At 71.3% G+C, this 12,285-nt stretch carries 17 protein-coding genes; 12 read left to right on the top strand and 5 right to left on the bottom strand.

The genetic code is table 11. The features are described 5' to 3' along the window. Window positions 1-123 precede the first annotated feature (123 nt). Entirely contained in the window at window positions 124-279 is a 156-nt protein-coding gene (locus AB0D18_RS12800; protein ID WP_362415924.1) for a DUF6131 family protein, read from the bottom strand. 254 nt (window positions 280-533) lie between these two features. Here AB0D18_RS12800 and AB0D18_RS12795 point away from each other — a divergent pair, with 254 nt between their 5' ends. The 4 genes from AB0D18_RS12795 to AB0D18_RS12780 all read left to right on the top strand — a co-directional run bounded on the left by AB0D18_RS12795 (window position 534) and on the right by AB0D18_RS12780 (window position 3,160). Beyond that, window positions 534-938, top strand: coding sequence for a hypothetical protein (locus tag AB0D18_RS12795; RefSeq protein WP_362415922.1), 405 nt, complete (start codon window positions 534-536; stop codon window positions 936-938). Window positions 939-1,022: 84 nt separating this feature from the next. Next, on the top strand, window positions 1,023-1,709 hold the full coding sequence (locus tag AB0D18_RS12790; protein ID WP_362415920.1) for a DUF6766 family protein: 687 nt from the start codon (window positions 1,023-1,025) through the stop codon (window positions 1,707-1,709). Window positions 1,710-1,764: 55 nt separating this feature from the next. After that, window positions 1,765-2,244 carry a flavin reductase family protein gene (locus AB0D18_RS12785; RefSeq protein ID WP_362415918.1) on the top strand — a complete coding sequence of 160 codons (480 nt, stop codon included), beginning with the start codon at window positions 1,765-1,767 and terminating at the stop codon, window positions 2,242-2,244. Window positions 2,245-2,311: 67 nt separating this feature from the next. Next, complete coding sequence (locus AB0D18_RS12780; RefSeq protein WP_362415916.1) at window positions 2,312-3,160, top strand: fused MFS/spermidine synthase; 849 nt, start codon at window positions 2,312-2,314, stop codon at window positions 3,158-3,160. Here the strand turns inward: AB0D18_RS12780 and AB0D18_RS12775 are convergent. Further along, entirely contained in the window at window positions 3,122-4,456 is a 1,335-nt protein-coding gene (locus AB0D18_RS12775; RefSeq protein ID WP_362415914.1) for an MFS transporter, read from the bottom strand. The two genes, AB0D18_RS12780 and AB0D18_RS12775, sit on opposite strands and share 39 nt — an antisense overlap. A 67-nt stretch (window positions 4,457-4,523) precedes the next feature. Then, the gene (locus tag AB0D18_RS12770; protein WP_362415912.1) at window positions 4,524-5,669 is read right to left on the bottom strand and encodes a hypothetical protein; all 1,146 of its coding nucleotides are present in this window, start codon (window positions 5,667-5,669) and stop codon (window positions 4,524-4,526) included. Window positions 5,670-5,801: 132 nt separating this feature from the next. On the opposite strand from AB0D18_RS12770, the gene AB0D18_RS12765 reads away from it, so the two are divergent. Beyond that, a complete protein-coding gene (locus AB0D18_RS12765) occupies window positions 5,802-6,239 on the top strand; it encodes a DUF4442 domain-containing protein (RefSeq protein ID WP_362415970.1) in 438 nt (145 codons plus the stop codon). A 231-nt stretch (window positions 6,240-6,470) separates the two neighbouring features. Then, complete coding sequence (locus AB0D18_RS12760) at window positions 6,471-7,157, top strand: DedA family protein (protein WP_362415910.1); 687 nt, start codon at window positions 6,471-6,473, stop codon at window positions 7,155-7,157. 467 nt (window positions 7,158-7,624) lie between these two features. On the opposite strand, the gene AB0D18_RS12755 is transcribed toward AB0D18_RS12760, so the two are convergent. Beyond that, window positions 7,625-7,867, bottom strand: coding sequence for a hypothetical protein (locus tag AB0D18_RS12755; protein ID WP_362415908.1), 243 nt, complete (start codon window positions 7,865-7,867; stop codon window positions 7,625-7,627). On the opposite strand from AB0D18_RS12755, the gene AB0D18_RS12750 reads away from it, so the two are divergent. The 6 genes from AB0D18_RS12750 to AB0D18_RS12725 all read left to right on the top strand — a co-directional run bounded on the left by AB0D18_RS12750 (window position 7,862) and on the right by AB0D18_RS12725 (window position 11,823). Next, window positions 7,862-8,065 (top strand): hypothetical protein, encoded by a 204-nt coding sequence (locus AB0D18_RS12750; protein WP_362415906.1) that lies wholly within the window; start codon window positions 7,862-7,864, stop codon window positions 8,063-8,065. The genes AB0D18_RS12755 and AB0D18_RS12750 overlap by 6 nt on opposite strands. A 260-nt stretch (window positions 8,066-8,325) precedes the next feature. Then, a complete protein-coding gene (locus AB0D18_RS12745) occupies window positions 8,326-8,883 on the top strand; it encodes a gamma carbonic anhydrase family protein (protein WP_362415904.1) in 558 nt (185 codons plus the stop codon). A 176-nt stretch (window positions 8,884-9,059) separates the two neighbouring features. Beyond that, on the top strand, window positions 9,060-9,284 hold the full coding sequence (locus AB0D18_RS12740; protein ID WP_362415902.1) for a hypothetical protein: 225 nt from the start codon (window positions 9,060-9,062) through the stop codon (window positions 9,282-9,284). Between the two features lie 244 nt (window positions 9,285-9,528). Next, window positions 9,529-10,311, top strand: a complete 783-nt coding sequence (locus tag AB0D18_RS12735; RefSeq protein WP_362415900.1) for an acyltransferase — start codon at window positions 9,529-9,531, stop codon at window positions 10,309-10,311. Between the two features lie 112 nt (window positions 10,312-10,423). Further along, window positions 10,424-10,996, top strand: a complete 573-nt coding sequence (locus tag AB0D18_RS12730) for an XRE family transcriptional regulator (RefSeq protein WP_362415898.1) — start codon at window positions 10,424-10,426, stop codon at window positions 10,994-10,996. 89 nt (window positions 10,997-11,085) lie between these two features. Then, a complete protein-coding gene (locus AB0D18_RS12725) occupies window positions 11,086-11,823 on the top strand; it encodes a hypothetical protein (RefSeq protein ID WP_362415896.1) in 738 nt (245 codons plus the stop codon). A gap of 54 nt (window positions 11,824-11,877) precedes the next feature. On the opposite strand, the gene AB0D18_RS12720 is transcribed toward AB0D18_RS12725, so the two are convergent. Then, entirely contained in the window at window positions 11,878-12,285 is a 408-nt protein-coding gene (locus tag AB0D18_RS12720) for a CoA-binding protein (RefSeq protein ID WP_362415894.1), read from the bottom strand.

Raw genomic sequence — 12,285 nt, 5'->3', positions numbered from 1 at the left:
GTATCGGCCTTTTCTCGATCGCAGCCGCCATGACCTCGGGAAACAGGTCCGGGCGCACGCGCGGACCAGGCACCGGCCGTGCAGTGGTTCCCGGGTCCGTCGGCACCACGCTGTGCGGCGGTGTTACCAGTAGTGGGGCCGACCGCCCACCGCGTGGCCGGCGGCACCGAGAATCCACAGGGCGGCACCGACGACGAGGAGTACGACGCCGATCGTCCAGAGGATGGAGATACCGGTCACGAGACCGATGACGAGCAAAACGAGTCCGATCACGATCATTTCGTCCTCCTAGGTCCGCATATTTCCCATTATGCGCTTCACGTTCGACTTTCATCAGCCGAGCAGCCTATTGAGCATCCCGGCGGCGGAGTCAGTGCCCGGGTACCCGCTCCGCGCCGTGCCGCACACCGCCGCGCAGGCCGTCCTCATGGGGCAGATGGCTCCGGTGCGCAGCCGATACGGCGTGTCGGCTGCGGTGGCGGCGCCGGCTGCCCAAGATGAACGCGCATCGTCCTTGCGGCCGTGGAGTCATCGTGAGCAGAGTCTGCAGGAGCGCCGGGCTGTTGGTCCTGGTCGGCGTCATGAGCGGCTGCGGCGCGGTCGAGGAGCGGCGCGATGCTGCCCATGCGGCGGTGGCGCGCTTCGAGCGGGCCGTACGGGCAGGCGACGCGGCCGCGATGTGCGGGGCCCTGGCTCCGGGGACGCGAGAAGAACTGGAGCACGAGGCACGTTCCGCGTGCGCCGCATCCGTACTCGACGAGGACCTTCCGTACGGTGGCGCCGACCGCCACGTCGACATCCACGGCCGGCAGGCTCGCGCCGTCCTGGAGAAGGACACCGTGTTCCTCTCCCAGTTCCCCGAAGGCTGGAAAGTCGTGGCCGCCGGCTGCCGGCCACAAGGGGACCAGCCGTACCGGTGCACGGTGAAGGGGAGCTGACCCCATGCGGATCGTGTTCGTGCTCTGCCTGGGCGCGGTACTGGCCGGCCTCGTGTACTTCACCCTGGTGGGAGCGATGCAGCGATGACCTCGGCACGGCGGAACTTCCTGCGGGACAACGGCCTGTCACTGGCCTTCGGCGCGGCTTTCGTGGTCACCCTCGCCGGCCAGGCGCTGGCCGGTCACGCCGAATTCAACAGCGGGCTCAGGACGGACGGCCTTGCCCCCGCCGGGCTCGGCGACTACCTGACCTCCTCCGACTTCGCCGTCGACGTCACCGAGAACTGGCAGTCCGAGTACCTGCAGTTCTTCCTGTTCATCCTCGGCACGGTGTGGCTGCTCCAGCGCGGCTCCCCGGAGTCGAAGGAGATGGACGAAGCAGGCACCGAATCCGACAGGCAACAGCGCGTGGGACGCTACGCCCACGCGGACTCTCCCCGCTGGGCCGGCACCCGCGACTGGCGCCAGGGCGTGTACTCACGCTCCCTCGGCCTGCTCATGGCAGCCCTGTTCCTGCTGTCCTGGATCGCGCAGTCGGTGGCCGGAGCCGCCGCCTACAACGCGGAGCGCCTCAGACAGCTCCAGTCTCCGATCGGATGGGGCGATTACGTCCTGGGCGCCGACTTCTGGAGCCGCAGCCTGCAGAACTGGCAGTCCGAACTCCTCGCCGTGGCATCGATGGCCATCTTCTCGGTCCATCTGCGCCAACGCGGCTCACCCGAATCCAAACCGGTCGGAGCGCCCCACACCTCCACCGGCATCGAAGGGTGAACGGGACGAGGCGTGCGCGACGCATGCCTCCAGATGCGAGGAGACTGCGATCGACATGGACGCGTTCATCGACCCACTGGACTACCCCCTCTACGTGGTGACCACGGCAGCGAAAGGAGAGTGGTCCGGCTGCCTGGTGGGCTTCGCCTCCCAGTGCTCGATCAGACCCGTACGGTTCACCGTCTGGCTGTCCAAGGCCAACCGGACCTTCCGCACCGCGCAAGCGGCCGACCATCTCGCCGTGCACCTGCTCGGGCCCGGCCAACACCGGCTCGCGGAACTCTTCGGAGGCGAAACGGGCGACCACGTCGACAAGTTCGCGTCCGTCGCGTGGACTGCGAAACATGCCGGCATCCCGGTCCTGGACGCCGCCCCCGCCTGGTTCGTCGGCCGGATCGAACAGCGCACCGACGCGGGCGACCATGTCGGCTTCCTCCTCGACCCGGTCGAGCACGGCGCCCATACCCGGCCGGCCGCAGGCACCTTTCACCTGAGCGACGCCTCCGACATCTCCCCGGGCCACCCGGTCGACTGAAGCACCTCCCTGGGCCCGGCCGGGCCCTCGGGCGCCGAGCGGATCCGTACCGGGGGAGAATGAGCGGATGAAAGAATCCGTACCGGTCGTCCGGGACGTGGACGGCGGCACCGCCAAGCTGATGCCGGACGTCGACCGCGCGCACGCCTGGCTGCTCACGGTCGACGGTGCACCCCAGTCGTACGTCGACCTGGACGAGCCCACCTACCTCGAATTCGAGTACGCGCGCAGGCTCGCCCATGTCGTCGACGGCGCCGCGGAGCCCGGACTGCCGCTGGACGTCGTCCACCTCGGCGGCGGCGGGCTCTCGCTGCCCCGGTACGTCGCCGCCACCCGCCCCGGCTCGCGGCAGGACGTCGTCGAGGCCGACCGGGGGCTCCTCTCCCTCGTCGCCGAGCACCTGCCGCTGCCGGACGGCGGAGCGGGGATCACGGTGCACGGGCAGGACGGGCGGGCCTGGCTTGAGGCGGCGCCCGCCGACTGCGCCGACGTGCTGATCGCGGACGTCTTCGGCGGGTCCCGGGTGCCGGCCGCCTTCACCTCGGCCGGGTACGTGCGCGAGGCCGCCCGGGTGCTGCGCAGCGCGGGGATCTACGCGGCGAATCTCGCCGACGGGGCGCCCTTCGACTTCCTGCGGTCCCAACTGGCCACGTTCCGGGCGGAGTTCGCGGAACTCGCACTGATCGCGGAGCCCGGGGTGCTGCGCGGCCGGCGGTTCGGGAACGCGGTGCTCGTCGCCTCGCAGCAGCCGATCGACACCGCCGCGCTGGCGCGACGTACCGCATCGGACGCCTTCCCCGCGCGGGTCGAGCACGGGGCGGCGCTGGTCCGGTTCGTCAGGGGCGCCGCAGCGGTGCCCGACGCGGACGCGGTCGCGTCACCCGAGCCGCCCGCCGGGGCCTTCAGCGTCGGCTGAGGCCCGACACGGCCGGTCAGCGGCCGGTTCCGTACCCGGCACCGGGGCCGGTGTGCGACGGCGAAGGTTCCGTACGTCCGGAATGCTCAGTACCGCGGCCGTCAGCAGGACGATCAGCGCGGCGGAGCCCCACAGGGACTGGGAGCGGCCGAAGGCCGTCTCGGCCGGGCCCGCGAGGGACGTGGCGACCGGGACCATGGCGAGCGAGCCCAGCCAGTCGTAGGCCGAGACCCGGGAGAACTTGTCCTCCGGGATCTCCTGGTGCAGCGCCGTCATCCAGGAGACGCCGAACACCTCGATGAAGATGCCGGTGGCGAACATCACCGCGATCAGCGCCCACGCGGGCAGCGGAATCGCCAGACCCACCGACGGCAGGGAGAGGGGGAAGACGCAGAGTATTCCGGAGAAGAGCAGCCGCTTCGGCTTCCAGCGCATCATCAGCACGGCCCCGCACACCGTGCCTGCGCCGAACCCGGCCAGCGCCAGACCCCAGGGGGCCGCGCCGCCCAGGTGTTCCTCGGCGACCAGCGGCCCGTACACCGCCTCGGCGGCGGCGATCACCGCGTTGATGACGGAGAACTGCAGCACGATTCCCCACAGCCAGGGCCGTGAGGAGAACTCCTGCCAGCCCGCCCGCAGATCGGAGAGCAGCCCGCTGCTCTTGACCCGCATCGGGATGTGGCTCACGTCGAGGAACGACCGCAGTGCGCCCGCCGCCGCGAACGCCGCCGCGTCGACGGCCAGTACCCAGCCAGGTCCGACGGCGGCGACCATCGCCCCGCCGAGGGCCGCGCCGCCGATCGAGGCACCGTTCATCGACATCCGGAACACGGCGAACGCCCGCCCGGCCTGCTCACCGCTGACGGTCGACAGCAGCATGCCCTCGGCCGCCGGGCCGAAGAACGCCTGCCCGACGCCGCCGAGCCCGGCCAGCAGCATCATCTGCCAGAGCTGCGGGCTGCCGGTGAGTACGAGGACCGCGAAGGCGCCCTGCGAGAGGCAGTTGAGGGCGTTGGCGCCGACCATCACCCGGTGCCGCGGCAGCCGGTCGGCCACCGCGCCGCCTATGAGGAGGAAGAGGATCAGCGGTACGGTCCTGGCCGCCGCGACCAGTCCCACGTCACCCGCGGTGCCGCCGGTCGCCAGGACCGCGAAGGACGCCGCGATGAGCGCGCCGTTCGAGCCGAGGCTGGTGACCACGGCGGAGGCCGTGAGCAGCGAATAGTTGCGGCCGGCCCAGGACGGGCGGCGGCGCGCGGCCGCTGACGGCGGCGGCGGAGCGGCGGGGAGAGTCACTGAGGGACTATCGCCCCCGCCGCCCCGTGTTGCCAAGTCGAACGGGCGTGCCCCGCTCGCGGGCTGTTCAGCCGATCAGACGGACGCTGTTGAGGATCTGGGTGACCAGTGCCTCGGGCACCTCGTCCTTGACGCCCTTGGCGCTGTGCAGGATCCAGGTCTTGAAGTCGCCCGTGGAGTTCTTGAAGCCGAAGGCGTACGCCTTGCCGTCGGTCACGCAGCGGGAGGTCTTCTTCACGCCGACCACGGTCGCCTTCGCGAGGCTGCCGGTGAGGCCGGACTTGGTGGTGTAGGGCGTGGCCTTCCCCACCTTGACCTTGTCCTTGTCCTTCAGGCCGTAGCCGCCGTAGGCCCAGTTGCCCACCTGGCCCTCCGCCACGTCGGCGGTGGTCTTGGACCCCTTGATGCCGCCCGTGGTACCCGTCTGGGAGAGGGAGGTGCTGTCCTGGTCCCCGTCCTTGTCGGCGTCCTCCGTGCACCACTTGGCCTTGAGGGTCGCGGGTGCGGACATGATGGCGATCGTCTTGCCGTTGTCCTCGAAGCCGATGAGGGTGTCGGACGAGGCGACCGTCCACTCCGCCGGCACGTCGAACATCGAGCCGTGCTTGGCGTTGACCACGACCTTCCAGCCCGGGACGGTCGGCTTGGCGTCGATGCCGGCACGCGGGTTGCCCGCACTGCCGCCCGGCGCGGGTGCCGCCGGATCGGAGGCGGGCGGCGCGGACGGCTGCTTCGTGGCGACGGGCTTCTGGGAAGTCTTGGTGTCGGCCTTAGGCGGCGTTTCGCCGTCCTTGTCGTTCTTGAGGACGAAGACGCCGGTGACCGCGAGGGCGGCGACGACCACCACGCCCGCGACGACCGCGGTGAGGATCGTCTTCTTGCGGTCCTCCTGCGGCCCGTGGGGACCGCCGGGACCCGGCGGCACGGGCGGACCGGGCGGCACGGGGGTTCCGTACTGGCTCTGGTACGGGTTCGCCCCGGGCGCCGGAGTCGGTACGGAGCCGGGCGCCGGGTAGCCGTAACCCGGCGCGGGAGCGGGCTGCTGGTATCCGCCGGGCGGCGGTACCGGCGGCTGTCCCGGTGGTGGGGTCATGGGCGGTCCGCCGGCCGGCGGCTGGCCGGGCGGCGTCGTCGTTGGGTACCCCGGCTGCTGGTACGGGTTCTTGTCCTGCGGATTCTGCTCGCCCCCGGGCGGCTGCTGTCCTGGCCACATGACGCGTAACCATAGAGGGGTGGCGACGGCAGGGCCACCGCCGCCCCTGGAGGGACGGTGAAGGGTTCGCGGGAGGGGATGGCCAATCGTGACTACCCACGGGTAACATAACTGAGCATGAGCGCAGATCAGATGTCCGTCGGCGAGATGCTCGCCGCCACGGTTCCCATGGCCCGCACGCTTGGCCTGGAGTTCCTGGAGACCACCCCGGAGCGGGCCGTCGTCCGCCTGCCGGACCGGAGCGACTACCACAACCACGTCGGCGGCCCGCACGCCGGAGCGATGTTCACCCTCGCCGAGTCGGCGAGCGGCGCGATCGTGATCGCCGCCTTCGGCGACCAGCTGACGCGCGCCGTGCCGCTGGCCGTCAAGGCCGAGATCGGCTACAAGAAGCTCGCCATGGGCGTGGTCACCGCGACCGCGACCCTCGGCCGCCCGATCGCCGACGTCGTCGCGGAACTCGACGCCGGCGGGCGCCCGGAGTTCCCCGTCGAGATCGCGATCACCCGCGAGGACGGCGCGGTCACCGGCGAAATGTCGGTTGTCTGGACGCTGCGCCCCAACAAGTAGTCCCGGCAGGGCTTTTCGGCAGGGCGGTGTGCCATCTCGGCGGAGGTGGCACACCGCCCTTTCGTAGGGGCGACAGCCTCGACGGAAGGCCGGATCCGGCCACGGGTGCGCCGCCGGCAGCCCGCCGTCAGGTGGGGGCAGCGGGGTAGGCTGCCCGGCGTGCGCCGTTCGGGCGCGGGCCGGGCGGCTTGCCCGTGCGCATGAGGTCTACGTACGACGGAGGAACCGGCTTTGGACGTCCAGCAGTGGCTAGAGACCGTGCCGGCGGTCAGCATCTACATCCTGGTGGGTGTGGTCATCGGGGTGGAGAGCCTCGGCATCCCGCTGCCCGGTGAGATCGTCCTCGTCAGTTCGGCCCTGCTCGCTTCCCAGCACGGCGAGATCAACCCGTACATCCTGGGCGCGTGCGCCGCGGCGGGCGCGATCATCGGCGACTCGATCGGGTACGCGATCGGGCGCAAGGGGGGCCGGCCGCTGCTCGCCTGGATGGGCGGCAAGTTCCCTAAGCACTTCGGCGAGGCGCAGATCGCCATGGCGGAGCGCTCGTTCCAGAAGTGGGGCATGTGGGCGGTCTTCTTCGGCCGCTTCGTCGCCCTGCTGCGGATCTTCGCCGGACCGCTCGCGGGCGTCCTGCGGATGCCGTACTGGAAGTTCCTCATCGCCAACGTGCTGGGCGGCATCCTCTGGGCGGGCGGCACGACGGCTGTCATCTACTCGGTGGGCGTGGTCGCCGAGGCGTGGCTGAAGCGCTTCTCCTGGCTGGGGCTGCTGGCCGCGGTGCTCTTCGGGCTCGCGTCGATGCTGGTGCTGAAGAACCGGGCGAAGAAGGCCGCGGCGAAGGTGGAGGCGGCGAAGGACGCCGAGAAGGAAAGCGAGTCGGCGACCGCTCGGGAGCCCGTTCCGACGGCCGCGGACTGACTTCCCGCTGCTTCCTTGCGCGCCCGCGCCCCCGCACCGTACGACGGTGTCGGGGGCGTCGTCATGCGACCGGCTGGGACTTCCCGCGCGCGGCGGGGGCATAGGCGACGAGGACCGTGGCGACCACGTCGCGGCCGGTGCGGGCGGTGACCGCCGACGGGCGTTCGCCCCTTGCCCCGGCGGTGAAGTCGCGGTGGCACGGATGCGGCCCACCAGCTCCCGGTGCGACAGGCCCTCGGTCTCCACGGGGGCGCCTCGGTGGACGATGCGGGCGTCGACACGCGGCGCGCGGACGCCGGTGATCCAGGTGACCCCGTCCACGCAGTGCGCACCGATGTTCATCACGGCGCCGCCGCCCGCGTGTTGGGGATCGAAGGATCAGGCAGGGCGGTGTCCAGACCGGTAGGCGGTGGCTCTGCGGTCCCCGACCGCGACCAGTGGCGCCCGAGGAGGAGGGTAACTCCCGCTTACTGGAAGGCTTCTGACATAGCGGCACAGTCGCTGGGCTGGTCGCCGTCGGCTTCTCCAGGAGCACCGGAATCCCGGCCCGCGCCGCCGCCGGGTGCGGGCTCCACGTGCAGGGCGTGCGGGGTGCACACCACGAGCGCGTCGACCAGGCCGTCGTCGAGCATCTGCGTATAACCGCCGGTGACCGTGGCGCCCGTGAGGTCCGCGAGGGGCCGGGCGCGGTTTTCGGCGATGTCGTGCACGGCGGCCACCCCGTACTGCCCCGCACCGCGCGGCCCCGCCCCGTTCCGGGCCCCGGTTGCGCACCGCGCAGGAGACTGCGGCTGCCGCGTGCCAAGAACTTCGTCCACATCTGCGTGTGGGTGGTGGTCGCCTTCGTCGTCCTGGTCCTCCTCCGGATGGCGCTGTCGCCGTCGCGGCCCCCGCGGCGTACGCACTGAGCAGGTTCGGCGCGCGCGGCGGGGCCGATGACCTCGTTCATCGCGAGGGGCCTGGGCATCCCGGTACAGGCGATCATGCTGCCGCCGGCCCGCTCCGGCAGGTAGCAGGCGGCGTGCCCCCCGGCCGGTGGGGCGGCTGCAGGCCACCCCACCACGCGCCGCCTCCGGCCGGTCGTCTACGGTGCCCGGCAGAACAGCGGCGCGGCACGTGCACGGGTACGTACGGCGGCACGCCACGAGTACGTACGAAGGAGTACGCCATGACAGAAGCAGCAGCCCGGCCCGGCCAATCGCTGGTGATGGGCATCGGCGGCAAGCAGCCGCAGCTCTCCCCGGAAGCCTTCGCCGCCCCGACCTCCGTCGTCGTCGGCGAGGTCACCATGGCCGAGGGCGCGAGCGTCTGGTACCACGCGGTGCTGCGCGCGGACTGCGGCCCGATCGTCCTCGGCGCGGACTCCAACATCCAGGACAACTGCACCGTCCACGTCGACCCCGGATTCCCCGTCACCGTCGGGGAGCGCGTCTCGGTCGGCCACAACGCCGTACTGCACGGCTGCACCGTCGAGGACGACGTCCTCGTCGGCATGGGGGCCACCGTCCTCAACGGTGCGGTCATCGGCGCGGGTTCCCTGGTCGCCGCCCAGGCGCTGGTCCCGCAGGGCATGCGGGTGCCGCCCGGCTCGCTCGTCGCCGGGGTGCCGGCGAAGGTGCGCCGCGAGCTGACGGAGGAGGAGCGCGAAGGCATCAAGGTCAACGCCCTCATGTACCGCGACCTGGCCAGACAGCACGGTGCCGCGGTGGCACAGGCCCAGTCCTGAGCCTGACGCACCGTCTGCCGGGGCCGCATGCATACTTCTGCCGGCCGCGCGAGCCGAACTGCTGCGACCGGCCGCGCTGCGGGTCCGAAGGGACGTAACCCGGTCAGCCCCGTGGTAGGGCGGATGTCTCACGGTATGACTAAGTGCGTCCTATTCCTCCTACTTGGGAGACCAACATGCGCACCATAGTCGGACGAGCGGTGGCGGCTTCGGCCCTGGCTGTCATCGCCATTGCACCTCTCGCAGGCAGCGCCTCGGCGAGTACGGTCGATCAGACGGCCAAGTCGACAGCGGCGGCCGACCGTTGCTGGAGGCACCACGGGCACGTGTACTGCGACGACGGGCCGTGGCACCACCACCACGGTCTTCTCGACCTGGATGTCGACCTGGATCTGCTCTGATCCGAGCACCACAGGTAGAACCGTAAGCAAGTGAGGGCCGTCCGGCGCATCGTCCCAGTGCGCCGTACGGCCCTCTTTGCGTACCGCCACGGCGGACGAGGGGCGGGGCGGGGGAGTGGGGCGAAGGGCCGAGGTGAGGGGCTGGGGCGAGGGGGTGGGGCGAGGGGGTGGAGTGAGGGGGGTGGGGTGAAAATCACAGGCAGTGACCCTGAATGGCCGGGCTCCCGCCCACTACCGTGTGCGGGTGCCGAAGAACAGAAACACGTTCTCCTTCTCCGCCGTCTCGGCCTCCGCGTCGGAGGCCCTCTCCGCCGCCGCGGGCTGGCGGCGCCGTGCCACGACCCGGGCCGTGCACCACGGCTGGCGGCTGATCCAGCAGGCCGGCGCGGTCAGCGCGCAGCGCCCCGGGCGGCTGCGCTTCGGCTCCCTCGGACACGGCAGCAAGCTCGCCTTCCCGCAGGGCACCGTCTTCGGCGAACCCTGGATCCACCTCGGCGACTACTGCATCATCGGCCAGTACGTCACCCTCACCGCCGGGATGATGCCGGACCTCGAACTCGGCCCCGACCCGATACTCACCCTCGGGAACGGCGTCGTCCTCGGCCGGGGCAGCCACGTCATCGCCGACACCACCGTCACCATCGGTGACGACTGCTACTTCGGTCCGCACGTCTACGTGACGTCCACGAACCACAGTTACGACGACCCGGAGCAGCCCGTCGGCAAGCAGTGGCCGCGGGTGGCACCGGTGGAGATCGGCCCCGGCTGCTGGATCGGCACCAACGCCGTGATCCTGCCGGGCGCGAAGCTGGGCCGGAACGTCGTCGTCGCCGCGGGATCCGTGGTACGCGGTGAGGTCCCCGACCACGCGGTGGTGGCGGGCGCGCCCGCGCGGATCGTACGCCGCTGGGACAAGGAGGACGGGTGGCAGCCGCCGATGCGCACCCCTGCACCGGTGCCGATTCCGGCGGACATCACACCGGAACAGCTCGTCGCACTGGCCGAGTTGGACCAGGAGGCCTCGTAGGCGGCGCCGCCTGGTTGCTCTGTGGCAGGTGATGCGTTCCAGTAAAGTGGACCGATCGTCCAAAATAGTGGACGGTCTGGCCACCTTCTGAGACTTCTGAGACGGACGGAACGTGTCGGACCTCGACCAGCTCACGCAGTCGCTCGCCCGCAACCTCAAGCGCTGGCGCGGTGAACGGGGCTTCACGCTCGACGCGCTGGCCACCAGGGCGGGCGTCAGCCGCGGCATGATCATCCAGATCGAGCAGGCCCGCACCAACCCCAGCGTGGGCATCACCGTGAAGCTCGCCGACGCCCTCGGCATCAGCATCACCACACTCCTCGACCACGAACAGGGCGTCCCCGTCCGCCTGGTGACGCCCGAGCGCGCCGTCCGGATGTGGTCCACCGAGGCGGGCAGCCACGCCACTCTCCTCGTCGGCACCGAGAGCCGCGGCCCGCTCGAACTCTGGTCCTGGCTGCTGATGCCCGGCGACGCCAGCACCTCCGACCCGCACCCCGCCGGCACCACCGAACTCCTGCGCGTCACCGCGGGCGAACTCACCCTGGTGGTGGGCGGCGCCCCGCACCCGGTCCCGGCCGGCACCTCAGCCACCTTCGAGGCCGACGTCCCGCACGCGTACCGCAACGACGGCACGACAGCGGTGGAGATGACGATGGCAGTGTCGATCCCACCCGCGAGGTGACCCGGACCCACCCGCGAGGTGACCCGGACCCACCCGCGAGGTGACCCGATCCCACCCGCGAGGTGACCCGGGCCGCCCGGATCTCTACGATGGCTGTCGTTGATGAAGGACGGCTGGACGGGGGACCCGTGGACGAGAACACCTTCCCGGTGCGGATGCAGACGGGCCAGGAGATGCAGCCGGGCGGCCAAGGCGCCCCGCCCTGGGGGCCGATGGACGACCATCTGCTCTACACCTGCGGCGTCGTCCACGACCTGACCCAGGGCCGCCTTGCACACCGGCCGCCGCTGCCGACCACCTCCCGCCTCGCCCAGGGCGAACTCTCGCTGGCCGCGGGCCCCGCCGCCCGCTCCACCTGGCGGGCGCTCGGCGACGGCTCGTACACCCAGACCAGCACCATGGCCATGGGATCGACCGGCTTCGTCGTCGGCGCCCTGGCCGTCAACGCCATGGGGAACGCCTCCCGCAGAAACCAGGCGCAGGCCGCCGCCCAGCCCCGCTGGGTGATGGAGGGGCACGGCGAGGTCACCGTCACCGACCGGCGCGCGATCTTCTCGCACCCGCAGACCTGGCTCGACCTCGGCTGGAACGGGCTGGCCACCATGGACCTGGCGGCCCCCGACACCTTCGAGTGCGCCTTCCACGACATCAACGGCAAGGGCTACACCACGGTGCGCCTGCACAGCCTCTGGGCGTCGCTGATCTTCGTACTCGCGGCGCACGCCGCCTTCCCCGCCCACCCGCGACTCCTCTCGCACGGCTGGCTGCCGCCCGGTTTCGAGGCCCGCTGCGCGGCGTACGGGCGGAGCTGTCCGTCCGTACGGTGAATTCCTCCGTACGGTGAGGGGCCGGGCCGCACGGCGCGCAGGCGCGGTACGGCGTCAGCCAAGCCGGGGGATCTCGATGGCCGGGCACCGGTCCATGACCATGTCCAGGCCCGCCGCCCGGGTCCGCTCGTACGCCGCCTCGTCCACCACTCCCAGCTGGAACCAGACCGCCTTCGCCCCTGCGGCCACCGCTTCGTCGGCGACCGGACCCGCGAGGTCGCTGTTCACGAAGACGTCGACCACGTCGACGGGGAACGGAACGGCGTCGAGCGAGGGGTAGCCCTGCTCCCCGTGCACCGTCTCCGCCTTCGGGTGTACGGGGACGACGCGCTTGCCGAACTGCTGCAGCACGCGGGCGACTCCGTAAGCGGCACGGTCCTGGTTCGAGGAGAGGCCGACGACGGCCCAGGTGTCGCCGGACTCCTTGAGGATTTTGCGGATCGTTTCCCGGTCGCCGTACAT

This window comes from Streptomyces sp. NPDC048442 (assembly GCF_040651475.1).
GTDB lineage: Bacteria > Actinomycetota > Actinomycetes > Streptomycetales > Streptomycetaceae > Streptomyces.
Note: the sequence above shows the minus strand (reverse complement) of the source record. Positions and strands in the feature narration are given on the sequence as shown.

Coding starts and splice junctions, on each gene's coding strand:
- AB0D18_RS12800 (WP_362415924.1), bottom strand. CDS start 279: ATGATCGTGATCGGACTCGTTTTGCTCGTCATCGGTCTCGTGACCGGT.
- AB0D18_RS12790 (WP_362415920.1), top strand. CDS start 1,023: ATGACCTCGGCACGGCGGAACTTCCTGCGGGACAACGGCCTGTCACTG.
- AB0D18_RS12785 (WP_362415918.1), top strand. CDS start 1,765: ATGGACGCGTTCATCGACCCACTGGACTACCCCCTCTACGTGGTGACC.
- AB0D18_RS12780 (WP_362415916.1), top strand. CDS start 2,312: ATGAAAGAATCCGTACCGGTCGTCCGGGACGTGGACGGCGGCACCGCC.
- AB0D18_RS12770 (WP_362415912.1), bottom strand. CDS start 5,669: ATGTGGCCAGGACAGCAGCCGCCCGGGGGCGAGCAGAATCCGCAGGAC.
- AB0D18_RS12765 (WP_362415970.1), top strand. CDS start 5,802: ATGTCCGTCGGCGAGATGCTCGCCGCCACGGTTCCCATGGCCCGCACG.
- AB0D18_RS12745 (WP_362415904.1), top strand. CDS start 8,326: ATGACAGAAGCAGCAGCCCGGCCCGGCCAATCGCTGGTGATGGGCATC.
- AB0D18_RS12740 (WP_362415902.1), top strand. CDS start 9,060: ATGCGCACCATAGTCGGACGAGCGGTGGCGGCTTCGGCCCTGGCTGTC.
- AB0D18_RS12725 (WP_362415896.1), top strand. CDS start 11,086: ATGGCTGTCGTTGATGAAGGACGGCTGGACGGGGGACCCGTGGACGAG.
- AB0D18_RS12720 (WP_362415894.1), bottom strand. CDS start 12,285: ATGTACGGCGACCGGGAAACGATCCGCAAAATCCTCAAGGAGTCCGGC.